Source organism: Ruegeria sp. SATB045 (assembly GCF_059613525.1).
The window spans coordinates 119,529-144,397 of sequence record NZ_JBXWSR010000028.1 but is presented as its reverse complement, the minus strand read 5'-3'; the positions used below and the strand labels follow the sequence as shown (position 1 = coordinate 144,397).

At 58.1% G+C, this 24,869-nt stretch carries 22 protein-coding genes and 1 tRNA gene; 14 read left to right on the top strand and 9 right to left on the bottom strand.

Annotated features, from left to right (window positions below; translation table 11 throughout):
* Positions 1-18 precede the first annotated feature (18 nt).
* Positions 19-2,205 (bottom strand): excinuclease ABC subunit UvrB, encoded by a 2,187-nt coding sequence (gene uvrB, locus AC2FNR_RS15860; protein ID WP_480866955.1) that lies wholly within the window; start codon positions 2,203-2,205, stop codon positions 19-21.
* Positions 2,206-2,358: 153 nt separating this feature from the next.
* On the opposite strand from uvrB, the gene AC2FNR_RS15855 reads away from it, so the two are divergent.
* The 3 genes from AC2FNR_RS15855 (at position 2,359) to AC2FNR_RS15845 (ending at position 3,299) form a co-directional block, all read left to right on the top strand.
* Complete coding sequence (locus AC2FNR_RS15855) at positions 2,359-2,670, top strand: ETC complex I subunit (RefSeq protein WP_496849989.1); 312 nt, start codon at positions 2,359-2,361, stop codon at positions 2,668-2,670.
* Positions 2,671-3,147, top strand: a complete 477-nt coding sequence (locus tag AC2FNR_RS15850) for a GNAT family N-acetyltransferase (RefSeq protein ID WP_496849987.1) — start codon at positions 2,671-2,673, stop codon at positions 3,145-3,147.
* 75 nt (positions 3,148-3,222) lie between these two features.
* Positions 3,223-3,299, top strand: a tRNA-Arg gene (locus tag AC2FNR_RS15845).
* A gap of 89 nt (positions 3,300-3,388) precedes the next feature.
* On the opposite strand, the gene AC2FNR_RS15840 is transcribed toward AC2FNR_RS15845, so the two are convergent.
* On the bottom strand, positions 3,389-3,550 hold the full coding sequence (locus AC2FNR_RS15840; RefSeq protein WP_170353427.1) for a hypothetical protein: 162 nt from the start codon (positions 3,548-3,550) through the stop codon (positions 3,389-3,391).
* A 340-nt stretch (positions 3,551-3,890) separates the two neighbouring features.
* Between AC2FNR_RS15840 and iolG the strand changes: the two genes are divergently transcribed.
* The 9 genes from iolG (at position 3,891) to AC2FNR_RS15795 (ending at position 13,653) form a co-directional block, all read left to right on the top strand.
* Positions 3,891-4,904 (top strand): inositol 2-dehydrogenase, encoded by a 1,014-nt coding sequence (gene iolG / locus AC2FNR_RS15835; RefSeq protein WP_496849985.1) that lies wholly within the window; start codon positions 3,891-3,893, stop codon positions 4,902-4,904.
* A gap of 163 nt (positions 4,905-5,067) precedes the next feature.
* Positions 5,068-5,970, top strand: coding sequence for a sugar ABC transporter substrate-binding protein (locus AC2FNR_RS15830; protein ID WP_234899385.1), 903 nt, complete (start codon positions 5,068-5,070; stop codon positions 5,968-5,970).
* A gap of 82 nt (positions 5,971-6,052) precedes the next feature.
* Positions 6,053-7,177: an ABC transporter permease gene (locus tag AC2FNR_RS15825; RefSeq protein WP_170353424.1), complete on the top strand. Its 1,125-nt coding sequence runs from the start codon at positions 6,053-6,055 to the stop codon at positions 7,175-7,177.
* 1 nt (position 7,178) lies between these two features.
* Positions 7,179-7,997, top strand: coding sequence for an ATP-binding cassette domain-containing protein (locus AC2FNR_RS15820; RefSeq protein ID WP_170353423.1), 819 nt, complete (start codon positions 7,179-7,181; stop codon positions 7,995-7,997).
* An 89-nt stretch (positions 7,998-8,086) separates the two neighbouring features.
* Positions 8,087-9,919: a 3D-(3,5/4)-trihydroxycyclohexane-1,2-dione acylhydrolase (decyclizing) gene (gene iolD / locus AC2FNR_RS15815; protein ID WP_496849982.1), complete on the top strand. Its 1,833-nt coding sequence runs from the start codon at positions 8,087-8,089 to the stop codon at positions 9,917-9,919.
* Positions 9,916-10,815 carry a myo-inosose-2 dehydratase gene (gene iolE / locus AC2FNR_RS15810; protein ID WP_496849980.1) on the top strand — a complete coding sequence of 300 codons (900 nt, stop codon included), beginning with the start codon at positions 9,916-9,918 and terminating at the stop codon, positions 10,813-10,815. Before iolD ends, iolE begins: the two co-directional genes overlap by 4 nt.
* A gap of 47 nt (positions 10,816-10,862) precedes the next feature.
* Positions 10,863-12,044 carry a phytanoyl-CoA dioxygenase family protein gene (locus AC2FNR_RS15805; protein WP_496849978.1) on the top strand — a complete coding sequence of 394 codons (1,182 nt, stop codon included), beginning with the start codon at positions 10,863-10,865 and terminating at the stop codon, positions 12,042-12,044.
* 48 nt (positions 12,045-12,092) lie between these two features.
* A complete protein-coding gene (iolB, locus tag AC2FNR_RS15800; protein WP_496850333.1) occupies positions 12,093-12,899 on the top strand; it encodes a 5-deoxy-glucuronate isomerase in 807 nt (268 codons plus the stop codon).
* Positions 12,853-13,653 carry an SDR family NAD(P)-dependent oxidoreductase gene (locus tag AC2FNR_RS15795; RefSeq protein WP_496849976.1) on the top strand — a complete coding sequence of 267 codons (801 nt, stop codon included), beginning with the start codon at positions 12,853-12,855 and terminating at the stop codon, positions 13,651-13,653. Before iolB ends, AC2FNR_RS15795 begins: the two co-directional genes overlap by 47 nt.
* A gap of 58 nt (positions 13,654-13,711) precedes the next feature.
* On the opposite strand, the gene AC2FNR_RS15790 is transcribed toward AC2FNR_RS15795, so the two are convergent.
* The 3 genes from AC2FNR_RS15790 to iolC are packed head-to-tail and all read right to left on the bottom strand — an operon-like array spanning position 13,712 to position 16,361.
* Positions 13,712-14,551, bottom strand: a complete 840-nt coding sequence (locus AC2FNR_RS15790) for a class II fructose-bisphosphate aldolase (RefSeq protein WP_496849974.1) — start codon at positions 14,549-14,551, stop codon at positions 13,712-13,714.
* Positions 14,548-15,384 (bottom strand): 5-deoxy-glucuronate isomerase, encoded by an 837-nt coding sequence (locus AC2FNR_RS15785; RefSeq protein ID WP_496849972.1) that lies wholly within the window; start codon positions 15,382-15,384, stop codon positions 14,548-14,550. Before AC2FNR_RS15785 ends, AC2FNR_RS15790 begins: the two co-directional genes overlap by 4 nt.
* Before the next feature lie 8 nt (positions 15,385-15,392).
* The gene (gene iolC / locus AC2FNR_RS15780) at positions 15,393-16,361 is read right to left on the bottom strand and encodes a 5-dehydro-2-deoxygluconokinase (protein WP_496850332.1); all 969 of its coding nucleotides are present in this window, start codon (positions 16,359-16,361) and stop codon (positions 15,393-15,395) included.
* Between the two features lie 127 nt (positions 16,362-16,488).
* Between iolC and AC2FNR_RS15775 the strand changes: the two genes are divergently transcribed.
* Positions 16,489-17,592, top strand: coding sequence for a Gfo/Idh/MocA family protein (locus AC2FNR_RS15775; protein WP_496849970.1), 1,104 nt, complete (start codon positions 16,489-16,491; stop codon positions 17,590-17,592).
* Between the two features lie 36 nt (positions 17,593-17,628).
* Positions 17,629-18,762, top strand: coding sequence for a Gfo/Idh/MocA family protein (locus AC2FNR_RS15770; protein ID WP_480866975.1), 1,134 nt, complete (start codon positions 17,629-17,631; stop codon positions 18,760-18,762).
* On the opposite strand, the gene AC2FNR_RS15765 is transcribed toward AC2FNR_RS15770, so the two are convergent.
* The 4 genes from AC2FNR_RS15765 to AC2FNR_RS15750 form a co-directional block, all read right to left on the bottom strand.
* The gene (locus AC2FNR_RS15765) at positions 18,763-19,761 is read right to left on the bottom strand and encodes a LacI family DNA-binding transcriptional regulator (RefSeq protein WP_496849967.1); all 999 of its coding nucleotides are present in this window, start codon (positions 19,759-19,761) and stop codon (positions 18,763-18,765) included.
* 281 nt (positions 19,762-20,042) lie between these two features.
* Complete coding sequence (locus AC2FNR_RS15760; RefSeq protein WP_496849965.1) at positions 20,043-21,428, bottom strand: aldehyde dehydrogenase family protein; 1,386 nt, start codon at positions 21,426-21,428, stop codon at positions 20,043-20,045.
* Positions 21,425-23,098, bottom strand: coding sequence for an acetolactate synthase large subunit (locus AC2FNR_RS15755; RefSeq protein WP_496849963.1), 1,674 nt, complete (start codon positions 23,096-23,098; stop codon positions 21,425-21,427). Before AC2FNR_RS15755 ends, AC2FNR_RS15760 begins: the two co-directional genes overlap by 4 nt.
* Positions 23,099-23,182: 84 nt before the next feature.
* Positions 23,183-24,691 carry an FMN-binding glutamate synthase family protein gene (locus AC2FNR_RS15750; protein WP_496849961.1) on the bottom strand — a complete coding sequence of 503 codons (1,509 nt, stop codon included), beginning with the start codon at positions 24,689-24,691 and terminating at the stop codon, positions 23,183-23,185.
* Positions 24,692-24,869 lie beyond the last annotated feature (178 nt).

Sequence of the window (24,869 nt, the reverse complement as noted above, 5' to 3'; positions counted from 1 at the left end):
AATTACGTCTTTAACGGTCTACCGTTTCCTCCGCTTCACATTCCCACCCCGCTGCCCTGGCCGTCCAGCTGTTGACCGTCCGCGCGCTTTCACCGCGTCTTCCGAGGCTTTCTCGACCGCCCATTGACGCGCCATGGGGTCGTCGGCGACGGCCAGATCGACTGCTTCCAGACGTTTGATCTCATCGCGGATATTGGCGGCCTCTTCGAATTCCAGGTTCTCGGCGGCTTTGCGCATCTGTTCGCGCAACCCGTCCAGATGCGCCTCAAGGTTGGCGCCGTGCATCGGTTTGTCGATGGTGGCGGTGACGCGGTTCATGTCGACGTCGCCCTCATAAAGCCCGGCCAGAACGTCCTCGACATTCTTCTTCACCGTCTCGGGCGTGATGCCGTGTTCCTCGTTATAGGCGATCTGTTTGGCGCGGCGGCGGTTGGTCTCATTCAGCGCGCGTTCCATAGAACCGGTGATCTTGTCGGCATACATGATCACCCGGCCATCGGCGTTCCGCGCGGCGCGGCCGATGGTCTGAACCAGAGAGGTCTCGGACCGCAGGAAGCCTTCTTTGTCGGCGTCCAGAATGGCGACCAGCCCGCATTCGGGGATGTCCAAACCTTCGCGCAGCAGGTTGATGCCGATCAGGACGTCGAAGGCCCCTAAGCGCAGGTCGCGCAGGATTTCGATCCGCTCGATCGTGTCGATATCCGAGTGCATGTAGCGCACCTTGATGCCCTGTTCGTGCATGTATTCGGTCAGGTCCTCGGCCATGCGTTTGGTCAGCGTCGTGACCAGCGTACGGAACCCGTTGGCTGTGACTTTGCGTACCTCGTCCAGCAAATCATCGACCTGCATGCTGACGGGGCGGATTTCGACCTCGGGGTCCAGCAGGCCGGTGGGGCGAATGACCTGTTCGGTGAAGACACCGCCGGTCTGTTCGATCTCCCATTTCGCCGGAGTGGCCGAGACAAAGACGGATTGCGGGCGCATGGCGTCCCATTCCTCGAACTTGAGGGGGCGGTTGTCCATGCAGGACGGCAGGCGGAAGCCATGTTCGGCCAGCGTGAATTTGCGCCGGTAGTCGCCCCGGTACATGCCGCCGATCTGCGGGACCGAGACGTGGGATTCGTCGGCAAAGACAATTGCGTTGTCGGGGATGAATTCGAACAGGGTCGGGGGCGGCTCACCCGGTGCACGGCCCGTCAGATAGCGCGAGTAGTTCTCGATCCCGTTGCAGACGCCAGTGGCCTCGAGCATTTCCAGATCGAAATTGGTGCGCTGTTCCAGACGTTGCGCTTCCAGCAATTTGCCTTCGCCAACAAGTTGATCCAGCCGAATGCGCAGTTCCTTTTTGATCCCGATGATTGCCTGCTGCATCGTTGGTTTCGGTGTCACGTAGTGGGAGTTCGCATAGACTCGCACCTGCTCCATCGTCGCGGTGCGCTCGCCGGTCAGCGGGTCGAATTCGGTGATCTGTTCCAGTTCTTCGCCGAAGAAGGACAGCTTCCATGCACGGTCCTCAAGGTGGGCGGGCCAGATTTCGAGGCTGTCACCCCGCACACGGAACGACCCGCGCTGAAACGCCTGATCGTTGCGGCGGTATTGCTGGGCGACCAGATCAGCCATCACCTGCCGCTGATCATATTCGCTGCCCACCTTCAGATCCTGCGTCATCGCCCCGTAGGTCTCGACCGAGCCAATACCGTAGATGCACGACACCGAGGCCACGATGATCACGTCATCGCGTTCCAGCAGAGCCCGCGTGGCCGAGTGGCGCATCCGGTCGATCTGTTCGTTGATCTGAGATTCTTTTTCTATGTAGGTGTCGCTGCGCGGTACATAGGCCTCGGGCTGGTAATAGTCATAGTAGCTGACGAAATACTCGACCGAGTTTTCGGGGAAGAAGCCTTTGAACTCGCCATATAGCTGCGCGGCCAACGTCTTGTTGGGCGCAAGGATGATGGCGGGGCGCTGGGTTTCCTCGATTACCTTGGCCATAGTGAAGGTCTTGCCCGTGCCGGTCGCGCCCAGCAAAACCTGATCACGTTCACCGTCCTGAACGCCGCCCGCCAGTTCCTTGATGGCCGTTGGCTGATCCCCTGCGGGCGCAAAATCAGTGTGCATGACAAATGCCTTGCCGCCTTCCAGCTTCAGGCGGGCGCGGACATCTTCAGAGATCAGTTGCGTCTTGTCGGAATGTGCATAGGCCATAAGGGGGGATTCCTTTCGGGCCTGATTTTGGTCTGTTTTTGTTCTTGTTCAAGGGGGCATTTCCAATCGCTTCAATTGCGACAATTGCGGGCTTGTCCGGGCGGCGCGTCTGACGCATAAACACCCCTAGCCAAGCGAGTACGGAGAGGCGACATGCGCGCACGGATTTACCAACCTGCAAGGAATGCCATGACTTCGGGAATGGCCAAGACCCGCAAGTGGGTTCTGGAATATGCCCCTGCGTCTTCGCGCGAGGTTGATCCGCTGATGGGTTGGACGTCGTCGTCCGATACGCAGACACAGGTGCGCCTGAAATTCGATACCAAGGAAGAGGCGCTGGACTACGCCAAAGACAACGGTATCGAAGCCACTGTCAGCGAACCGCATAAGCGCAAACCAAATCTGCGTGCACGTGGGTATGGCGAGAACTTCGCTACCGACCGGCGCGCGCCCTGGACGCACTGAATGGTCCACATTCGCCTGGCTGATCCCACCTCGGATGGTGTGCGGCAACTGGTGCAGGCTCACTTTACACATAGTGAAACGGCAGGACCGGCTGAAAGCAATCATACTATGGATGCGCAGGGACTGGCCGGGCCGGACATGCGGTTTTGGGCTGTCTACAACGACAGCAGGCCTGTCGGATGCGGCGCGCTGAAAACATTGCCGGACGGCACCGCCGAGGTGAAGTCCGTACATGTTCTTTCATCTGAACGGGGGAAAGGGCTGGCGCGCGAGATAATGAACCACCTGGCAACTTTGGCGCGGGCCGAGGGCGTTTCGGCATTGGTTCTTGAAACCGGAGCGGCGCATCTTGGGGAATATGACGCCGCACGTAAGCTCTATGAAGCTCTGGGCTACGCATATTGCGGACCGATTTACGGATATGAGGCAGACCCAAATAGCGCGTTCATGCGATTGGACCTTAACCCAAAGGCTTGAAACTCGGCCGCGCGTCAGGGTCGCAATTACCGCGTTGACTTATGGGTTGGCGTTGTCCAATAAAAGCGAACTTGCGCCCACGTAATTCAACTGGATAGAATATCCGACTTCTAATCGGGCTGTTGGGGGTTCGAGTCCTCCCGTGGGCGCCATTTCATCTGATGGCTGAGTTTTGATTAAAAAAACCGAACCCTTGGCGACTAGCCAAGGGGAGTTAGCACCATTGTCGCTATGGTTTTGCCTATTTGGCGAAAACCAGCCGAGCCAGAAAATACAATCCAACCACTGTGATGATCAGGAAAACCGGGTTCCCGACGATTTGACCGATCCAGGTTGATACGCCGAATTCTCCGAAATTGAACCCGCCCAAACTGAATTTCGATGTAATTCCATAATCAAACATTTTGACAGCACCCCACAAAACAATGGGTCATTATGACATAAATTTTGCAAAAATTCTTCGTCTCAGGTGAGTGACACGTAAGTATCTGAAAATTAGGCCTTACACCGCCCATGTTTTTTGGGAGCGTGAAGGCGCGCCACCAGAATCACCCAGGTTTCAGAAAGGTTTCTGACTTCGAAACGTTTGAAATCGTGAAGGTATCATTCGATCTTCGATCTGCAATCGAGTCTGAGTAGCGCTTGTGACTTGCAATACGGATGCCCCGACCGCGAGAAAAAGCATTGCAACCGGTTGCAAAAATGAACATTGTTGCGCTGAGAAGAGGATTCGGGAGGCCCCCATGCTAAAGATTGGATTACTGGGAGCAGGACGTATCGGACGCGTGCATGCAGATGCAATCGCCGGGCATCCCCAGTCCGAGTTGGTGGCAATTTCTGACGCAGTGACCGAGGCGGCGGATACACTGGCGACCCAATACGGCGCCAAGGCGGCCAGTTCTGAAGAAATTATCGCTGATTCTTCGATAGATGCGGTCCTCATTGCTACGCCAACCGACACGCATTCCGATTTGATCCAAGCCGCAACCAGCGCGGGAAAGGCTGTTCTGTGCGAAAAGCCAGTGGATTTGGATCTGGAGCGTGCTCAAGCCTGTCAAATGGCGGTTGCTGAGACAGCTCAACCTGTGATGATCGGGTTTAATCGTCGGTTCGATCCCAGCTTTTCGGCCCTTAAAGCTGCGGCTGATCAGGGGGAGATCGGAAAGCCCGAGATGCTATCTATCACTAGCTTCGATCCGGCGCCTCCTCCGATCAGCTATGTCAAAGTGTCTGGCGGCCTGTTCCGCGACATGATGATACACGATTTTGATATGGCGAACTATTTGATGGGTCAGTTGCCGGAACAGATTTCTGCCATTGGCAGCGCGATCGTCGATCCCGAAATCGGACAAGCAGGTGACGTGGATACGGCTGTTGTAACAATGACTTACAGCAGCGGTCAGATCGCCGTCATCAAGAATTCACGGCGTGCGGTCTACGGTTATGATCAGCGGATCGAGTTGTTGGGGTCCGGCGGATTGCTGCAAGCCAACAACATATTGGAAAACGCTGTGGTGAAATCCACGGCTCAAGGCGTCACAGGTGCCAAGCCAACGTATTTTTTTCTTGAGCGTTATATGCCAGCGTACCGCGCCGAATGGGATGCGTTTGTGAGGGCAGCGCAACACTCATCACCTATACCGGTCACTCTTGCAGACGGAGTGGCCGCCCTAGCCATGGCCGAGGCCGCGACCCTTTCGCTGCGATCTGGCCGGGCAGTTAACCTATCTGATGTTTTGAAACCGGTTGCAAAATGAGTCGATATACGGAAACTGGGAACAGCTCCGTCAGCTTCCGGAGTGGAGGAGATTCGGTCCGTCCGAATGATTGGGGCTGAGACCCCGGCAAAAAAGACAAACTGTTCTTATGGGAGGAAACCAAATGAATAAGTTCGTAAAAAGCGCTCTGGCGGCCAGTGCGATGGCGCTGGCGACCGTGACCGGCGCGGCTGCGGAGGGCGAGAAGTACATTCTGGTCAGCCACGCCCCTGACAGCGACAGCTGGTGGAATACGATCAAAAACGGCATCGCCTTGGCGGGCGAGCAGATGGGGGTCGAGGTGGAATACCGTAACCCTCCGACCGGCGATCTGGCGGACATGGCGCGGATCATTGATCAGGCGGCTGCCTCTGGCCCGAACGGGATCATCACCACGCTGGCCGATCCAGACATCCTGGAAGGTCCAATCCGGGCTGCGGTGGATTCCGGTATCGACGTTATCATCATGAACACCGGCACGCCTGAGAAAGCGCGCGAAGTGGGCGCTCTGATGTATGTTGGCCAGCCAGAATATGACGCGGGCCTCGCTGCCGGTCAGCGCGCCAAGGCTGACGGCATCGGGTCGTTCCTCTGCGTGAACCACTACATCGTACAGCCATCCAGCCAGGAGCGTTGTCAGGGCTTCGCCGATGGTCTGGGCGTCGAACTGGGCGAGCAGATGATCGACGCGGGGCAGGACCCAGCCGAAATCAAGAACCGGGTGCTGGCCTATCTGTCGGCTAACCCGGACACCGACGCTGTTCTGACACTTGGCCCGACCTCGGCTGATCCGACCATTCTGGCGCTACAGGAAAACGGCATGGCCGGTGACATCTACTTCGGCACATTCGATCTGGGCGGTGAAATCGTCAAAGGTATCAAGGACGGCACCATCCAGTGGGGCATCGACCAACAGCCCTTCCTGCAAGCCTATCTGCCGGTTGTAGTTATGACCAACTACCACCGTTATGGCGTTCTGCCGGGCAACAACATCAACTCGGGCCCCGGTTTCGTAACCGCAGACGGTCTGACCAAGATCGAAGAGTTCGCGGGCGAATACCGCTGATCTTCTCAATCACAGCGGGCACCAATTGGGCGTGCCCGCTGTACCCCCCAAAACTCAGAACCCCGCGCGAGGGAGGACCACGATGTCTGAGTCAGTTCAATCCACGGCAGGCGGCGACGAACGGATCAAAGAGATCTCACCACTGCGCCGCGCTCTGATCCGCCCCGAATTGGGTGGGATGGTCGGCACTGTCGCCGTATTCACCTTTTTCCTGCTGTTCGCCTTTGACAGCGGCATGTTCACCGCTCAGGGGGTCATGAACTGGTCGGTCGTTTCGGCTCAGTTCATGATCATCGCTGTTGGGGCCTGCCTGCTGATGATCGCCGGTGAATTTGACCTGTCCGTTGGGTCGATGATCGGGTTTGCGGGCATGATGATTGCTATTTTCTCGGTCACGATGAGCTGGCCGGTCTGGATGGCTATCATAATCACGTTTGTCCTATGCGTCGCCATCGGAGCGCTAAACGGCTACATCGTTGTCCGAACAGGCCTGCCCAGTTTTATTGTTACGCTGGCGTTTTTGTTCATTCTGCGCGGATTCACGATTTACCTGCCACAGACGATTGAACGTAAAACCATCATCGGCGGGATCAAGGACGCAGCCGAAGGCGATTGGCTGGCATCTATCTTTGGCGGTAAGGTCGGGCAGGGCCTGTTCGTTTGGCTGGGTGACAACGGTATTATCGAGGTTTTCGAACGGGGTACGCGTCAGGGTCAGCCGGTGGTGGACGGCATTCCAATGCTGATCATCTGGGCTATCGTAATCATCATCTTTGGCCATGTGCTTTTGACCAAGACCAAATTCGGCAACTGGATTTTCGCAGCTGGTGGCGATGCCGAGGCAGCCCGGAACTCGGGTGTTCCAGTCAACAAAGTCAAAATCCTGATGTTTATGTTCACGGCCTTCTGCGCCACGGTTTTCGCCACCTGTCAGGTGATGGAGTTCGGATCAGCCGGTGCGGATCGTGGTCTGCTGAAAGAGTTCGAAGCGATCATTGCTGTGGTTATCGGTGGCGCATTGCTAACCGGCGGCTATGGCTCGGTCCTTGGCGCGGCGCTCGGCGCGCTGATCTTTGGAGTGGTTCAACAGGGACTGTTCTTTGCCGGCGTGGAAAGCTCTCTGTTCCGGGTGTTCTTGGGCGTGATCCTGCTGGGCGCGGTGATCCTGAACACCTATATCCGTCGCATCATCACAGGAGAACGCTGAGATGACCGAAGATACCAAGTTCCATCATGGCGACGCGCAGGATCAAAAGCCGATCATTCGGATGGTCGACATCCAGAAACACTTCGGCTCGGTCATTGCGCTGGCTGGTGTCAGCTTTGACCTAAAACCAGGGGAGTGTCATTGCCTTCTGGGCGACAACGGTGCGGGCAAGTCGACCTTCATCAAGACCATGTCCGGTGTGCACAAGCCAACCGCAGGCGAGATATTCTTCGAAGACAAGCCTATGCACTTCGAAGACCCGCGCGATGCGATCTCCGCTGGGATCGCAACGGTGCACCAGCATCTGGCCATGATTCCGCTGATGAGCGTCAGCCGCAATTTCTTCATGGGCAACGAGCCGACGCGCAAAGTGGCCGGGATCAACTTCTTCGATAAGAAGCTGGCCGATGAGATCACCATGGAAGAGATGCGCAAAATGGGCATCAACCTGCGTGGTCCGGATCAGGCCGTTGGCACATTGTCTGGGGGTGAGCGTCAGACGGTGGCAATTGCGCGGGCTGTGCATTTCGGCGCGAAGATTCTGATCCTGGACGAACCGACCTCGGCCCTTGGCGTGCGTCAGACCTCGAATGTTCTGGCGACCATCGACAAGGTGCGCAGTCAAGGTGTGGGCGTTGTCTTCATCAGCCACAACGTGCGTCATGCTCTGGCCGTGGGGGACCGCTTTACCGTTCTCAATCGGGGTCAGACTCTGGGCACTGCAAAACGTGGTGAGATCACGCCAGAAGAGTTACAGGACCTGATGGCAGGTGGTCAGGAACTGGCTCAGCTGGAAGGCTCACTGGGCGGAACTGTTTAACGCCGTTCCCCCAACCCTGGGCTCAAGCGTCCAACATTTAACGAAAATTCTGGAATGGCCAAATTGGCCTTGTGTTGAAAGGGATCACAATGGGCAAAACAGTCCGACTGACCACAGCGCAAGCTTTGGTGCGCTATCTGGGCGCGCAATTGAACGAGGCTGGGGAGCCGTTTATCGCAGGCGTCTGGGCCATCTTTGGCCATGGGAATGTGGCTGGGCTGGGCGAGGCGCTGCATGCAGTGAAAGACAGCCTGCCCACCTATCGTGGCCATAACGAGCAGACCATGGCCCATTGCGCAATTGCCTATGCCAAGCAAAAGCGGCGGACGCAGACGATGGCGGTGACGTCCTCGATCGGGCCGGGAGCCACGAATATGGTGACGGCGGCGGCGCTGGCCTATGTGAACCGGCTGCCGGTCTTGCTGTTGCCGGGTGATGTGTTTGCGACACGCGGGCCTGATCCGGTTCTGCAACAGCCCGAGAATTTCAGCGACGGTACGGTCAGTGCCAATGACTGCTTCCGCCCGGTCAGCCGTTACTTCGACCGGATCACTCGGCCTGAACACCTGCTGACCGCTCTGCCGCGGGCGTTCCGCACCATGACGGACCCCGCGGATTGCGGGCCGGTCACGTTGTCCTTCTGTCAGGACGTGCAGGCCGAAGCTTATGACTATCCCGAAAGCTTCTTTGAGCCCCGCGTCTGGTATCAGCGCCGCATCCGCCCGGATGAAGGTGAGCTGGCCCGCGCAGTGGCGGCGCTAAAGGCGGCCAAACGGCCGGTGATCATCGCGGGGGGCGGGGTGCACTATTCGGATGCGACGGAAGCGTTGCAAAGCTTTGCGGAAATGCACAACATCCCCGTCACCGAAACGCAGGCGGGCAAGTCCGCGTTGGCCTGGGACCATCCGTTGAACCTGGGCCCCGTTGGCGTGACCGGGGGTGAACCGGCCAATGATGTCTGCGCCGAAGCTGATCTGGTTTTGGCAGCAGGGACGCGGTTGCAGGATTTCACCACCGGGTCATGGGGCCTGTTCTCGAACCCGGATCGCGAGATGGTGTGCCTGAACACCAATGCTTATGACGCTGAAAAACACAGCGCGATGCCGTTGCAATCGGACGCGCGCGTCGGATTGACCGAGCTGAGCGCGGCTCTGCAAGGCTATCGCGCCGATCCGGTCTCGGACAGGCTCAAGGCCGATTGGTACGGCAAGGTCGATAAGCTGACGGACGCGCCCGGCGACGGGAACGCTCTGCCGACGGATATGCAGGTGGTGGGCGCAGTCCAGCGCGCCTCGCATAACGATACGGTGGTGATGTGCGCGGCCGGGACCATGCCGGGTGAACTGCACAAACTGTGGAAAGCCCCGCGCCCTGGCGCATATCACATGGAATACGGCTTCAGCTGCATGGGGTACGAGATCGCGGGTGCCATGGGCATCAAGATGGCCGAGCCCGAGCGCGACGTGATCTGCTTTACCGGCGACGGCACCTATATGATGGCCAATTCCGAGATGGCCTCAGCCGCGATGATGGGTGTCTCGTTTACCGTGGTGATCACCGATAACCGGGGCTTTGGTTGCATAAACCGCCTGCAGATGGGCACCGGTGGGGCCGAGTTTAACAACCTGTTGGACCATGCGGTGCATGAGAACCCGTCCAATATCGACTTTGCCGCCCATGCGGCGGCGATGGGGGCGACCTCGGTCAAGGTGGGCTCGATTGCCGAGCTCGAGGACGCGCTTGCCAAACGCGCCGATATCAAGGGGCCGTATGTGGTTGTTATCGACACCGATCCCTACCCCTCGACCGAATATGGTGGCACGTGGTGGGAAGTGGCGGTGCCCGAGGTCAGCATCCGCCCTGAAGTGAACGAAAAACGCGCGGCTTACGAGCTGGCGATCAAGGAAAGAAATACCAAATGAGCGTGAAAATCGGAATCTCTCCGATCGCGTGGCAGAATGATGATCTGCCGGATCTGACCGCTGCCTACACCATGGAACAGGCGCTGAAAGAGTCGCGTGCGATCGGCTATACCGGCGTCGAACGCGGCCAGCGGATGCCCGGCGATACTGAAGGTTTGCGCGCCTATCTTGAGGCGAATGACATCGCGCTTTGCGGTGGTTGGTGCTCGGGCGCGTCGCTGGTGAATGACTTTGGCACCGAACGTGAGGCCGTACGCGAACAGGTCGAACAATTCGTGGCGCTGAACAGCCCCTGTATCGTATACGCCGAATGCTCGAACACCGTTCAAGGTCAGATCGGAACCCCAGTGAACGACCGCCCGAAACTGTCGAAGGATGAAGTTCTGGCCTACGCCGCCAAGATCACCGAATTGGCCAAGTGGATGGCGGATCAGGGTATGCCCATGGCCTATCACCATCACATGGGTACGATCATCGAAAGCGAAGATGACGTGAACTGGCTTATGGAAGGGTCGGGCCCCGAGGTCAAGCTGTGCTTTGACACCGGCCATTTGCTGTTTGGCGGCGGCGATGTGCTGGCCACCCTGAACCGCTGGGGCAACCGGGTGCATCATGTGCATTTCAAGGATATCCGCCCGCAAGTCGTGCAGGATACGCGCGAGAACAATCGCAGCTTTCTGGATGCCGTCATTGCTGGGGCCTTCACCGTGCCGGGAGATGGCTGCATCGACTTCCAAGCCGTCGCAAACGCGCTGAAGACGATGGATTACAGCGGCTGGATCGTGGTTGAGGCCGAACAGGATCCAGCCAAAGCGCCACCTTACGAATATTCGAAGAAGGGTTACGAGCACATTGTCGAAGTCTGTGGGGGGGCTGGGCTGACGATCACTGCATAACTCACCGCCCGATGGGCAACACCGAAGCCATGAGAAAGGAGAAAATCATGGTAAGCCAAGAACTTGGATATGTCGGATATTTTGACCGGGAATCCTGTGATCTGGATGAATTCAAGGTGTTGACCTCTCAGGCCCTACAGGCGTCAGCGGTGCCCCATGCGGCGGACATTGAAAAGAACGTACCCGTTTATGACATGAATGCCCTGCGGCCTGCGCTAGAGGATGGCGCACAGCGTCAAGCTCTGCTTGCGGAATGGGGGCAGGTGTTGAACAGCTCGGCCGGAGTGATCGCGCTGAAAGGCGCTTATGCGGATACCACCGTGATCGACCGGGCGACGGAGGTGTTTCAACAGATCATCGACGAAGAGCGCGAAGGTGGGGCAGGCGAGGGCGATCACTTTGCAGCCTCGGGTGCCAACGACCGGGTGTGGAATGCGCTGCAAAAGCAATGCATGAAGGATCCCGAAGGCTTTGCGCTGTACTTCGGCAACACCTCGATTGCCGCCGCGTGCGAGGCGTGGCTGGGTCCGAACTATCAGATGACTTCACAGGTCAATCAGGTCCGCCCCGGTGGTCAGGCACAGCAAGCGCATCGGGACTATCATCTGGGGTTTCAAAGCGCGGATGGTGCCGCGCGGTATCCGGCCCATGCGCATTTGGTGACAGCGACTCTGACTTTGCAGGGCGCGGTGGCTCATTGCGATATGCCGGTCGAAAGTGGCCCGACCAAGCTGTTGCCGTTTTCGCAGCTTTATGCGCCGGGCTATCTGGCGTTTCACGATGCGGCCCATCGCGACCATTTCGAAGCCAACTATATCCAGCTGCCGCTGGATAAAGGCGATGCCGTTTTCTTCAACCCGGCGCTGTTTCACGCGGCGGGCGAGAACCGCAGCGCGGATATCGACAGAATGGCAAACCTGCTTCAGGTCTCTTCAGCCTTTGGGCGCGCGATGGAGGCCATAGACCGGCGCGCCATGTCGCTTAAGGCGTTCCCGGTGCTGGTGAGGTTGAAGCAGCGTGGTGATTTGTCGGGGCCGGAGTTGGATGCGGCTATTGCGGCCACTGCCGAGGGTTATCCGTTTCCGACAAATCTGGATACAGACCCACCGGTTGGCGGGAACGCCCCCGCCAGTCAAGCCGATATCCTGCGCAGCGCGGTATCCGAAGGGTGGACAGAAGAACAGCTGGCACAGACGCTTGCAGCGCTGGAAACCCGACAGGCGGCATAAGGCAATATCGGGCGGGCGAACATGCCCACCCAACACGGAGAACACGAGATGGCAGACCTTTTGAAAAAACCCTTCGGCACGCGCGGTAAGGTGCACGATATCACCCCGGCCAGTGCCGGTTGGCGCTATGTCGGGTTTGGCCTGTACCATCTGCGCGCGGGCGACACCGCTGGCGAGGTGACTGGCGACCGCGAGGTTATTTTGGTCATGGTAGAAGGCAAGGCGCAGATCACCGGAGCCGGACAGGACTGGGGCGTGCTGGGCGACCGGATGGACGTGTTCGAAAAGACCCCTCCGCATTGCCTGTACCTGCCCAACGGGACCGACTGGCAGGCGGTTGCGGAAACTGATTGCATCATCGCGGTATGCACGGCCCCTGGCAAAGGCGGACATCAAGCGCGACGTATCGGGCCGGACGGCATTACTTTGACCGAACGGGGCAAGGGTACTAACACGCGCTACATCAACAACATCGCGATGGAGGGCGAAGACTACGCCGACAGCCTGCTTGTGACCGAGGTCTTTACGCCCAACGGCAACTGGTCCTCTTTCCCAAGCCATCGCCATGACGAGGATGATTATCCCCGGATCACCTATTTGGAAGAGACCTATTATCACCGCCTGAACCCCGCCAACGGGTTTGGCATTCAGCGCGTCTATACCGATGACGGTCAGTTGGACGAGACGATGGCCGTATCCGATGGCGATGTTGTGACCGTGCCGCGGGGCCATCACCCTTGCGGCGCGCCCTATGGGTTTGAGATGTACTATCTGAACGTCATGGCAGGCCCCTTGCGCAAATGGCGGTTTGTCCCGGCCCCCGAGGTCGAGTGGATCATGGAGCGAGACAGTTGACCCAAGATTTTGCGAATTACCCCAGTTTGAAAGGCAAAACCTCGTAATTACCGGCGGCGCCGGTGGTATCGGAGCGCGGACCGTCCGAGCGTTTGCCCAGCAAGGCGCGAAAGTCGGGTTTCTGGATATCAACGCTGATGCCGGGCACGCACTGCTGGCCGAGCTGGAAGGCGAGCACGCATTCGCGCAGTGCGATCTGCGCGACATCGACGCGCTGCGCGACGCACCGGAGCAACTGTCCGAGGAACTGGGCCCGGCGCATGTTCTGGTCAACAATGCGGCCCATGATGATCGCCACGACTGGCGCGAAGTCACACCGGACTATTGGGATGAACGTATGGCGACGAATATCCGCCACATGTTCTTTGCCATTCAGGCTGTTGCGCCCGGTATGATTGCGGCGGGCGGCGGCTCGATCATCAATCTGGGTTCGAATTCCTGGTGGGAATGTGGCGCAGGGTTCCCGGCCTATGCCACGGCGAAATCCGCCGTGCATGGCCTGACCCGCACAATGGCGCGCGAATTGGGCGATCACCGCATACGCGTCAATACCGTCGTTCCCGGCTGGATCATGACCGAGCGCCAAAAGGACCTGTGGGTCACGCCCGAGGCGCTGGCCAAACAGGTCGACCGCCAGTGTTTGCCGGACCCGATTGACCCGGTCTATGTGGCGCGGATGGCGGTTTTTCTGGCCTCAGACGACGCCGCCATGTGCAGCGCGGGGAATTTCATGGTCGAGGGTGGCTCGATCTGACCCTGCTCTTTCGCGGCATCAGGCTTGTGGGGGCCGCGACCCGTTGACCGAGTGTGTCTTACTTCTGCGGTGGTGCCCCAAAAGCGCGGATCACGGCGCGGGCGGCGGCCTCGACCGGGTTTTGCGTTTCTTTCAGGATAGTCACGCGATCAAATCGGTTTGGGTCGCTGTTGACCGCTGCGCGTAGGGCATTCCCAAAGGCCATCCGCAGTTCGGTGCCGATGTTGAACTTGCAGATCGACGTGTCGCGCGACAGCCGCGCGCGCTGTTCCACCGGCACGCCCGAGCCGCCATGGATCACCAAGGGGACCTCGGTCAATGCGTCGATCTCGGCAATGCGGGCCTCGTCCAATCCGCCTTCTTTGTCTTGTTGCAAATGTACATTGCCGACCGAGATCGCCATCGCATCGACACCGCTTTGCCGGGCGAATTGCGCCGCCTCGGCGGGTTCTGTGCCGTTCGATCCTTCCCCGCCGGAATAGCCGACAAACCCGATCTCACCCTCGCAGGAAATTCCTGCCTTATGGGCCATTTCGGCGATGGCGGCGGTCTCGTCAATATTCTGCTGCAGAGGCTTGCGCGACCCGTCGAACATCAACGAGGTAAAGCCGCTGTCCAGCGCGATCTTGCACTCCTCATACGTATAGCCGTGATCCAGATGCGCCACGACAGGGACCGAGGCGTTTTCAGCCAGGTGCCGGAACATTTTTCCCAGAATGGGTAAGGGCGTATGCTCGCGACAGCTTGGTCCGGCTTGCAGGATGACGGGCGCATTTTCGGCTTCGGCTGCGGCCACATAGGCGCGCATGTCCTCCCAGCCCAGCGCTACCAGCCCGCCAACAGCATAGCCCTGCGCGTAGGCCGGTTGCAGCACATCTTTCAGCGTAACAAGGGTCATTTGAACTTGGCGATCATGTCTTTGATGCCCGGAATCGTTTCGATCTGATAGGCATGGGTGGGTTGGAAGTACTGCACCAGAGACCGTTGGGTCAGGCCACCGAGGATGGTGAAGTAATACATCTCGTACCCTGGCAAGACGCAGCAGGGGTGATACCCGGTGTCTATACAAACAGTCGAGCCATCGACGATGTGATAAGCATCGCCAGGGGCGTTATCTTCGCGCTGTAACATCTGCAGACCCGAGCCCCAGTTGGGTTTGAAGCGGAAATTATAGGTCTCATCATGCCGCGTCTCATCGGGTAGGCGGTTGGTGTCGTGCTTGTGGCTGGGGAACCCTGACCAGCCACCTTGACCGACGGTGAACAACTCACTCACCAGCAGCCGTCCCACTTTGTCGTGCTGCTTTTGACCTAGAATATGTTTGATCTTGCGATGGGTCTTGGTGTCATCGCTGCCATATTGCACAAGGTCATGTTCACGCACGTCGAATGGATCCAGCACCTTGTCGTATTTCGCACCAGCTACAAAGACCTCGGCGGATTCAGATACGCAGACCATTTGCGCTTTGGCACCCACGGGAACATAGGCCCCTTCGGGTTCGCCATCCCAGACGTCTTCGCCCCGGTTTCCCAAAGCGGGGAAGGGGACGCCTTCCACGTCGACATTGACGCTGCCGGTTGCCGGAACAATGCAGGTTTCATATCCGGGTACCTGATATTCGAACGCCTCGCCCTTTTTCAATTTGACGATGTTGAAATAGTTCAACGGCACTGTCGGGTCATCAGTATCCACAATGGGTTTGTTCTGGTTGTCGAATGGGGCAATATGCATGAGACCTCCTAGGTCGTTGGACCGGGATGGGACGCCAGAAACGCATCCAGCTCAGACGTCGTTGGCATGGCTGGAGAGCATCCGGGTTTAGACACGACAATGGACGCACAGGCCGACCCGCGCATCACCGCGTCTTTCAGCGGATACCCCGCCGCGATCGAGGCCAGCAGACCTGCCATAAAGCTGTCGCCAGCGCCCACAGGCTTGATCGCGTCGACAGGGTAGATGCCGGTTTCGATTTCTTGTCCGTTGGCCAGTGTTACTGCGCCTTTTTCACCCATTTTGTAGATTACGACGCGCCCCGGTTTCCCAGCTAGTTCTTGCGCTTTGGCAAAGCCCTTTTCTATACCGCCAGCCATGAAGCCGAATTCTTCATCGTTTCCGACAATCAGATCGCTGGCCGCGCCCGCGCGCGACAAAACATCTGCCGCCACTTCCGCAGACGGCCAGCTGTAAGGACGGTAGTCGATGTCGAAAATCACCGGCAATCCGGCCGAGCGGGCGTTTTGAAGGGCGCGGAATGTGGCGCTGCGCGAGGGTTCAGCCGCAAAGACAGTTCCGGCGGACAGTACGGCTGTGAATGAAGTGTAGTTTACTCGGTCGACGTCTTCTTCGGTGACCTGAAAGTCGACCGCTCCGTTCCGGTAAATGACGTTCTGGAAATCCTCGGTCCGGCTTTCATACAGCGCCAGAGAGGTGCGATATTCACCCCCCAGAACGCGGACGTAAGATGTGTCCACTCCGTAATGGACCAGCCTGTTCATGCAGAACCGCCCTACCGCGTCATCCGAAATCGACGTGACCAAAGATGCCTGACTGCCAAGTTTTACCAGCCCGGCGCAGATATTGGCTGAAGATCCACCCAAGTCGGCTCCAAAGGCGCCGGCATCTTCGCTTTTGACACCGACAGGATCTGCAAACAGGTCAATGCCCGCGCGCCCGAAAACAGCAAATCGGTTTCCTTTGATCCCATCCATCAGGGTGCTCACGTCGTGTCCTCCGGCGAAATAGGGCGGGCAGGGATGGTTGGTCCTTGCGTTGAATCGATTCACACGATACTCATTTTGCAACCGGTTGCAAATACATTGTTCGGAGCGGTTGCAAGTGCCAGAAATCGGAATTGGAATCGTCGGCGGCGGCTATATGGGCAAGGCTCATTCGGTCGCAATGGCCGCGGTGGGGGCGGTGTTCAACACAGCATTGCGACCCCGACTTGAGGTGATCTGCGCGTCGACGTCGCAGAGCGCAGAGCGGTATCGCGCAGCCTATGGGTTCGCGCGGGCGACCAGCGACTGGCGCGCCCTGGTCGCCGACCCAAAGGTCGAGGCAATCGTGATCGCCTCTCCACAGTCTACGCATCGCCAAATAGCCGAGGCTGCCATTGCGCTGGGCAAGCCGGTGTTATGCGAAAAGCCTCTGGGCGCGTCACTGGGGGACAGCCGCGCGATGGTGGCGGCCGCTGAAGCGGCCGGTGCAATCAATATGGTTGGGTTCAACTATATCCGGACCCCCGCCAGTCAATATGCAAGACAGTTGATTGCCAGCGGCGAGATTGGCGACGTCACCTGGTTTCGGGGGGAACATACCGAGGATTTCTACGCTGATCCGGATGCTCCGGTGTCATGGCGCACAACGGGTCGGGCTAATGGGACGATTGGTGATCTGGCGCCACATATGGTGAATGGCGCGCTTGCTTTGATCGGACCTATCGCACAGGTGATGGCAGATGTGGAGACCGTCCACCGCCATCGACCGGGCGGAGAGGTCACGAATGACGACCACGCCCAGATGATGTGCCGGTTCGAAAATGGCGTCATGGGGAACCTCTATTTCAGCCGCGTCGCGACGGGACGGAAGATGGGGTACGCCTATGAGATCTCTGGCACCAAAGGCGCGATCCGCTTTGATCAGGAGGATCAGAATGCCCTGTGGCTGTACCGCCGAGAAGGGCCTGAGGCGTCGCGGGGCTTCACCAAGATCCTGACCGGTCCGGCGCACCCGGACTACGAGCCCTTCTGTCAGGGACCGGGCCATGGCACCGGGTATCAGGACCAAATCATCATCGAAGTGAAGGATTTCCTGCAGGCCATCCATACAGGCCAAAACATCTGGCCGACCTTCCGCGACGGGCATGAGGTGAACCGCGTTCTGGCGGCGGTGCTTGCGTCCTCGGACCAGCGGCAATGGCAGGACGTCAGTGATTTCTGATCGAACAAACGACAAGATAACAGAGAGACTAAGATCATGGCAAAGCTGAAATGGGGCATGATTGGTGGGGGTGAGGGCAGTCAGATCGGGCCCGCGCACCGGTTGGGCGCGCTGGCCGATGGGATGTTTGAATTCACCGCGGGCGCGTTGGACCATCGCCCAGAAGTCGGGCGAGAATATGCGCAGCGTCTGGGCGTGGCGCAGGACCGTGCCTATGGCGACTGGCAAGAAATGTTGGCTGGTGAAAAAGACCGCCCCGACCGCATTGATCTAGTGACGATTGCCACCCCGAACGCGACCCATTTCGAGATCGCCAAAGCCTTTCTCGAGGCCGGTTTCCACGTGCTATGCGAGAAGCCGATGACCATGACCGTGGAAGAGGGCGAAGAGATCGTGCGTGTGGCCGAAGCATCGGGCAAGATCTGCGCGGTGAACTATTGCTATTCCGCCTATCCGATGGTGCGGCAGGCCCGTGCGATGGTGCGGGCGGGCGATATCGGCAAGGTGCGTCTGGTGGTGACGAATTTCAGCCACGGCCACCACGGCGATGCAACTGACGCCGACAATCCCCGCGTGCGTTGGCGCTATGACCCAGCAATGGCGGGCGTCTCTGGTCAATTCGCCGATTGCGGTATCCATGCGCTGCATATGGCGAGCTTCATCAGCGATGACGAGGTCAAGACCCTGTCGGCGGATATGGCCTCGACCATCCCCAGTCGCGAGCTTGAGGATGACGCCATGATCAACTTCCGTACCGAAGGTGGCGCAGTGGGGCGGTTATGGACATCCTCGGTGGCGATTGGTCGGCAGCACGGATTCGACATTCAGGTCTTTGGCGAAACCGGTGGTTTGCGCTGGGCATCCGAGCAGCCCAACCAGCTTGTCTATACCCCGGTGGGAGGGCGCACTCAGATCATCGAAAAAGGGGAAGGGGGTTTGCACGACGACGCGCAGCGCCTGTCACGCGTGGCGATTGCCCACCCCGAAGGCTTCCCTCTGGCCGTGGCGAATATCTATTGCGATCTGGCCGATGCCATTCAGGGAGAGGTTCGAGATGGTCTGCCGACCCCTGCCGACGGCGTCCGATCCATCGCAGCCGTTCACGCAGCGGTGGCGTCATCCAAAAAAGATGGTGCCTGGACCGACGCGCGCCCACCGATGTTTCGCTGATTAGGGGTAGGGGCGCAATGTGCCCCGCTCAATCACCCGACAGGGAAAGATGCGGGCCTCGGGGTAGCGGTCGGGGTCTTTCAACATCTCTTCCACAAGATCGACCGACGCCGTGATGATCTGCTTGATCGGCTGGTGGATTGTCGTGAGGTCAACGCTTTCCCAACGCGACATCTCCATGTCGTTCAGGCCGATGATTCCGATATCATGACCCGGCTTTATCCCGTGATCGCTCAAGGCTGACAATGCGCCGATTGACAAAATATCGTCGCCACAAAAATACCCTTCGGCAGGGGTATCCGCCAACAGACGCAGCATTTCGGCGCGACCTGCCTCGAACGAATAGGCCCCCGCGAAGGAATGCGAAACGTTCAGGCCGGGGTGTTTTTCGACCTCTTCCATGAAGCCGCGATAGCGGTCCATGGCAGAGGTCGCATCTTTGGGACCGCCCAGATAACCGATGCGTCTGTACCCTCTTGCAAGCAACTCTCGTGCAGCCATGCGCCCGCATTCCACGTTGTCGATCCCCACCACGTGAACCTCGGGCGACGTGGCAGAACGCCCGAATGTATGCACCACGGGAACGCCTGCATCGTGGAACGCCTTGGCAAAACTTGGCGGCAACGTCGAAGAAGCCACGATGGCCGCATCGACCGAGTATTGCCGCAACATCCTGACAGAGTTTGCGGGCTGAACTTCGTCCGTCAGGTTGACGATCAGGGGCCGCAGGCCGCGTTCCTGAAGGGTGCGGGTGAACAGATCAAACACCTCAAGGAATATCGGGTTGTGAAAGTTGTTCGAGATCAGGCCGATCAGTTTGGTTCGCCCCGTTGTCAGTGACGACGCCAAAGCATTTGGGCTGTAGCCTAGTTCGGCAGCGGCCTTTTCGACTTTGCTGCGGGTTTTGGCTGAAACCGAGGCGCCTTCGGTAAAGGTGCGCGACACAGCAGACCGCGAAACTCCGGCCAGCGCCGCGACATCTTTCAGTGTGACACTCATGATGTGGGCCTAATCGGTTTTAGGGAAGAAATTGGTGCGGTCATAAGGAAATACTACGCAAAATTGCACCGTGGTTGCAATCGGTTGCAACGGCATCGTTGCGGCAAGAGCAAAGAAAACTGGGCCTGTATGCGAAAACTTGGTCGACCCCAAGGTTAGCAGAAACAGGTATCATCGACACAAAAGGCACTTTCGGCTGCATCAGACAGAAAAGTTGCGGCCTGATCTTTCCTGACGCATCAGGCAAAACAACGGGCAGCTGCTCACGCTAGTCAATGTCCTCAAAGCTTGATTACAGCCATCTTGTCCTGAGTCATGTCATGCATCGTATAGCCGATGCCGCCTGTGTTGTATCCCGATTGCCTCCGTCCCGCGAAGGGCATCCAATCGACCCGGAATGCCGAGTGATCGTTCACCATAACGGCGGTTGCATCCAGATGTCTGATGGCTTGCATGGCCGAGTCCAGAGCTTTGGTGAAGACAGCCGCCTGAAACGCGAAAGGCAGGCTGTTGGCGGCGGAGAACGCATCCTCGACCCTGTCGTAGCTATAGACGCAGACCACGGGTCCAAAGACTTCGGATGTTGAAACCCGAGCGTCGGCGGGTGGGTTCAGCAGGACGGTGGGCGCATATGTAGTCGGGCCCAGCTTTCGTCCGCCAGTCAGCAAGGTTGCGCCACCCTCAACGGCCTCGTCCACCCATTCGGCAACGCGATCAACTTCACCTGGGCGGATCAGGGGACCGCATTCGGTATCTTCCTGACGCGCATCGCCAACCTTAAGTGCGGACGCCGCCTTGGCCAGCTTTTGTGCAATGTCCTTTGCGATGCCCGTGGGCGCGAAAACGCGCTGGACCGAGACGCAGACCTGCCCGGAATGATAGAACCCGCCTTTGGTCACGAGTGGGATCATTCCCTCAATATCGGCGCTTTCATCCACGATCACGGGTGCGGCCCCGCCATGTTCCAGCGCACATCGCACTCCGGGGGCCAGCTTGGACCTCAGCATCCAACCCACCTTGGCCGAGCCGATGAAAGAAAAGAACCCAACGCGCGTATCGGTGATCATCTGCTCGGCCACGTCGTTGTGGCAAATCGCGAGGTGGCACCAATTCTCAGCTAAACCGGCCTCATGCAGAATTTCGACAAATGCCTTGCAGGACAGTGGCGTATCCAAAGCGGGTTTGACGATCACCGGGCAACCTGTAGCCACTGCGGGGGCGACTTGGTGAACGATCAGGTTGAGCGGATGGTTGAACGCGCTGGCCGCGACAACCACGCCTATCGGTTCGCGCTGTGTAAAGGCGACCCGACCCGAGCCCGCCGCTGTCAGGTCCATCGGGATTTCTTTGCCAGCCATATGGCCAATCTCGTGGACGCACAGCTCGACCCCGTCGATTGCGCGGGTCACTTCAATGCGCGCGTCGACCAAAGGCTTGCCACCTTCACTGGCGATCAGCATCGCCAGTTCGTCGGCCCTTTCGGACATGATACGGGCTGTGTTTTTCAGGATCTCGATCCGCTGAAAGGCTGGCAACCACGCGTCGCGCGACCGGTGCAAACCATGGGCCACGTCCAACATGGAATCCACATCATCCCACGTGTTGATCGCAACACTACCGATCTTCTCAAGATCAAAAGGGTTGAGAACGTCCAGAGTGTCGCTCATATCAGGCACACCTTTGCAGCCAGTTCATCAATCAGCACACGCTGGTTTTCGCTGTAGTCCACCGGCAGGTCAATCAGGTGAACGCCGCCCGCCTGGAACGCCTTTTCGAAGGTTGGGACCAGATCCTCGGTACGTGCGATTCGATGGCCGGTCGCGCCGTAACTGTTCGCGTATTGCACGAAATCGGGGTTGTTGAATTCCAGCCCCCAGTCGTCGAACCCCGCATGTGACTGCTTCCACCGGATCATCCCGTATGAGCTGTCATTCAAAACGGTCACAACCAGATTGAGGCCAAGTCGAACCGCGGTCTCGATTTCTTGACTATTCATCATGAACCCGCCGTCGCCACAGATCGCCATGACTCTGCGGTCGGGGTAAAGCTTGGCCGCCATCATGGCCGAAGGCAACCCGGCCCCCATGGTGGCCAGAGCATTATCCAGCAGGACGGTATTGGGCTGATAGGCAAGATAGTTTCGCGCGTACCAGATTTTATAGATGCCGTTGTCCAGCGCAATGATATCGCAATCGTCCATCACTTTGCGGGTATCGGCTACAAAACGCTGTGGGATTACGGGGAAACGTGGGTCATCGGCACCTTCAGATGTGTGCTGGTCGGTCTCTTGCTTGACGCGCTGGAAATAGCTTCGGTCGAAATCTAGCGGGCCGCCCAGTTTATCACCCAGCCGCGCGATGGATTGTGCCAAATCACCGACGACTTCGACCTGCGGGAAATAGACCTGATCGACCTGCGCGGCCTTGTAATTCACATGGATCACCTTGGTGCCGCCTTCCTCCATGAAGAAGGGCGGTTTTTCGACTACGTCATGGCCCACATTGATGATCAGATCGGCCCGTTCGATGGCGCAATGCAGGTAATCGCCATCCGACAGCGCAGCCGTCCCAAGAAACAGGTCGGATCGTTCATCCACCACGCCCTTGCCCATCTGCGTGTTGAAGAAGGGGATCTGCGTGTCTTCGACAAATTTGCTTAGCGCGCTGCGAGCGTGCTTGCGGTTGGCTCCGGCGCCCAGCAACAACAGAGGCATTTTCGCCGACCGGATCATTTCAGCGGCTTCGTTCAGGACCGTGTCGCCCGCGACAGCGTAGTGGCGCGGATGCGGCTCGAGCACATGTTCCGTTGTGTCTTCAGCAGCGATATCTTCCGGCAATTCAAGCAGGACCGCGCCAGGGCGTTCCTCTTGTGCGACGCGGAACGCCTCGCGGATCAGGGACGGGATGGTGTTGCCGTGAACGATCTGCTTGGACATCTTGCAGATCGGGTCGAACAGGCCGACCACATCAATGATCTGAAATTGGCCCTGTTTCGACTTCTTGATGGGCTTTTGGCCTGTGATCATGATCAGAGGCATGCCGCCCAGATGCGCATAAGCGGCAGGAGTCGCAAAGTTGGTGGCCCCTGGCCCCAGTGTTGCCATGCAAACTCCCGCCTTGCCGGTCAAGCGCCCGTAGGTCGCCGCCATAAATGCCGCGCCCTGTTCATGGCGGGTCAGGACCAGCTCGATCCTTGAGGTCCGCAAGGATTCCAGCACATCCAGGTTTTCCTCACCCGGTACGGCAAAGATATACTCGACCCCTTCGGCCTCAAGCGCTGCGACGAGCAGATCAGAGGCTTTTGTGACAGACGGTGCGTTTTGCGAATGATCGGACATGATGTCTCCTGATAGCGCACCGGATCCGCGCACGAATCCGGCGGTGGCAAAGGTCACAATTGAACTGAGATGAATGGTGCGATGTTATTCCGCTGCTTGCAATTGCGCAGGTTCGGGATACAGCTCGTGCATCGAAATGGATCGGCCATTGTCCAACACGATACGCGCGTGGTGACGCTTCAGCTGGCGCGGTTCGGCCACACCGCAGCTGTGGGCGATTATGCCAACCTCTTTCTTCATGTTCCGGGCATAGCTTGCCACACGTTCCGATTTACTGGTTGGATCAAGGCCGAACTGCAGCTTGGTATTATGCGCAGTGATTCCGGTCGGGCAGGTATTCTTGTTGCACTGCAACGCTTGAATGCAGCCCAGTGCAAACATGAACCCACGCGCTGAATTCACAAAATCCGCACCCGCGCAAAAGGCCCATGCCACCTCGGACGGGTTGATCATCTTGCCGCTTGCGCAAACCTTGACCCTGTCGCGAAGCCCGTATTTCTTTAGCATATCTACAGTCAGAGGCAGGCTTTCGCGCAGTGGCATCCCCATGTTGTCAATCAGGCTCATCGGGGCCGCACCGGTACCGCCATCCGAGCTGTCGATGGTCACAAAATCCGGCGCGCTTTCTGGCCCACGTTTCAAAATCTCTGCGCACAGATCGTCAAAGAACCCATATGATCCGATCACCGCTTTGAAGCCGACCGGCTTGCCGGTGATATCACGCACATGGGCGATCATATCGAGCAAATCGCCGACGCTGTCGATCTCGGGGTGACGGTTGGGGCTGATGGCGACTTCACCAACTTTCAGCCCTCGGATTTCGGCGATGTCCTCGGTCACTTTGGCGCCGGGAAGGATGCCACCTTTGCCGGGTTTGGCGCCTTGGCTCAGCTTGATTTCAAACATCTTCACCGCATCATGGGCCGCGACAGTGCGCAACTTGTCCTCGTCAAACCCGCCCTCGGGTTTGCGCACCCCGAACTTGCCCGTGCCGATCTGGAACACGACATCCGCACCGCTTTCCAGATGATAAGGCGATAGACCGCCCTCGCCGGTATTGATCCACATGCCCGCTTTCTTCGCCCCTTGGGACAGCGCCCGCACAGCTGGGATCGAGATCGCGCCATAGCTCATGCCGGAAATGTTGAACATTGAATCCGTCGTATAGGGGTGGCGTGCAAAGGGGCCAACTGTAACATCCGATGGTCCTTGCGCATCCTGTTCCAGTGTCGGGAAGGGGCAGTTGGCGAAATATACGGTACCCGTGGGGCGTAGATCCCGTGTCGAGCCAAATGCGACGGTAGAATCCACGTTCTTCGCAGCCCGGTAAACCCAGGATCGTTCCGCCCGGTTGAATGGCATTTCCTCGCGGTCCTGGGCAAAGAAATACTGACGGAAGAATTCCCCCATATGTTCAAAGAAATACCTGAACCGGGCCACAACCGGATAGTTCCTTCGCAGTGTACTTTCCGTTTGTGTCTTGTCCCGAAAGTAGGCGACGACAACCCATAAAATCGCAAGTCCGACAGCAAAGACAAAAACCAAGGACAGGATTTCCAAAACGCTGAAGAGGGACGTTGATAATTGCGACATGGCTTGGCTCGTCTGTTGTGATCGACCAAAATTCGCAAGGATCAAGCGGACTTCTAAGTCGAAGAATAATGATGCAACCTAGATTGGGAGTTCCGGGTCTTTGTTCCAGCAGCAATCACGATTTTGCTAATAAGCGTCAACAAAGCCGTGATGGCGAAAGCCTGTTCACTTTTATATT

Bases quoted from the DNA above. Each gene is read 5' to 3' on its own strand.
- AC2FNR_RS15850 (WP_496849987.1), top strand. From the start codon at position 2,671: ATGGTCCACATTCGCCTGGCTGATCCCACCTCGGATGGTGTGCGGCAA.
- AC2FNR_RS15770 (WP_480866975.1), top strand. From the start codon at position 17,629: ATGGCAAAGCTGAAATGGGGCATGATTGGTGGGGGTGAGGGCAGTCAG.
- iolG (WP_496849985.1), top strand. From the start codon at position 3,891: ATGCTAAAGATTGGATTACTGGGAGCAGGACGTATCGGACGCGTGCAT.
- iolD (WP_496849982.1), top strand. From the start codon at position 8,087: ATGGGCAAAACAGTCCGACTGACCACAGCGCAAGCTTTGGTGCGCTAT.
- AC2FNR_RS15765 (WP_496849967.1), bottom strand. From the start codon at position 19,761: ATGAGTGTCACACTGAAAGATGTCGCGGCGCTGGCCGGAGTTTCGCGG.
- AC2FNR_RS15840 (WP_170353427.1), bottom strand. From the start codon at position 3,550: ATGTTTGATTATGGAATTACATCGAAATTCAGTTTGGGCGGGTTCAAT.
- iolB (WP_496850333.1), top strand. From the start codon at position 12,093: ATGGCAGACCTTTTGAAAAAACCCTTCGGCACGCGCGGTAAGGTGCAC.
- AC2FNR_RS15785 (WP_496849972.1), bottom strand. From the start codon at position 15,384: ATGCATATTGCCCCATTCGACAACCAGAACAAACCCATTGTGGATACT.
- iolE (WP_496849980.1), top strand. From the start codon at position 9,916: ATGAGCGTGAAAATCGGAATCTCTCCGATCGCGTGGCAGAATGATGAT.
- AC2FNR_RS15825 (WP_170353424.1), top strand. From the start codon at position 6,053: ATGTCTGAGTCAGTTCAATCCACGGCAGGCGGCGACGAACGGATCAAA.
- AC2FNR_RS15805 (WP_496849978.1), top strand. From the start codon at position 10,863: ATGGTAAGCCAAGAACTTGGATATGTCGGATATTTTGACCGGGAATCC.
- AC2FNR_RS15755 (WP_496849963.1), bottom strand. From the start codon at position 23,098: ATGTCCGATCATTCGCAAAACGCACCGTCTGTCACAAAAGCCTCTGAT.
- AC2FNR_RS15830 (WP_234899385.1), top strand. From the start codon at position 5,068: ATGGCGCTGGCGACCGTGACCGGCGCGGCTGCGGAGGGCGAGAAGTAC.
- AC2FNR_RS15820 (WP_170353423.1), top strand. From the start codon at position 7,179: ATGACCGAAGATACCAAGTTCCATCATGGCGACGCGCAGGATCAAAAG.
- AC2FNR_RS15750 (WP_496849961.1), bottom strand. From the start codon at position 24,691: ATGTCGCAATTATCAACGTCCCTCTTCAGCGTTTTGGAAATCCTGTCC.
- AC2FNR_RS15790 (WP_496849974.1), bottom strand. From the start codon at position 14,551: ATGACCCTTGTTACGCTGAAAGATGTGCTGCAACCGGCCTACGCGCAG.
- uvrB (WP_480866955.1), bottom strand. From the start codon at position 2,205: ATGGCCTATGCACATTCCGACAAGACGCAACTGATCTCTGAAGATGTC.
- AC2FNR_RS15855 (WP_496849989.1), top strand. From the start codon at position 2,359: ATGCGCGCACGGATTTACCAACCTGCAAGGAATGCCATGACTTCGGGA.
- AC2FNR_RS15760 (WP_496849965.1), bottom strand. From the start codon at position 21,428: ATGAGCGACACTCTGGACGTTCTCAACCCTTTTGATCTTGAGAAGATC.
- iolC (WP_496850332.1), bottom strand. From the start codon at position 16,361: ATGGATGGGATCAAAGGAAACCGATTTGCTGTTTTCGGGCGCGCGGGC.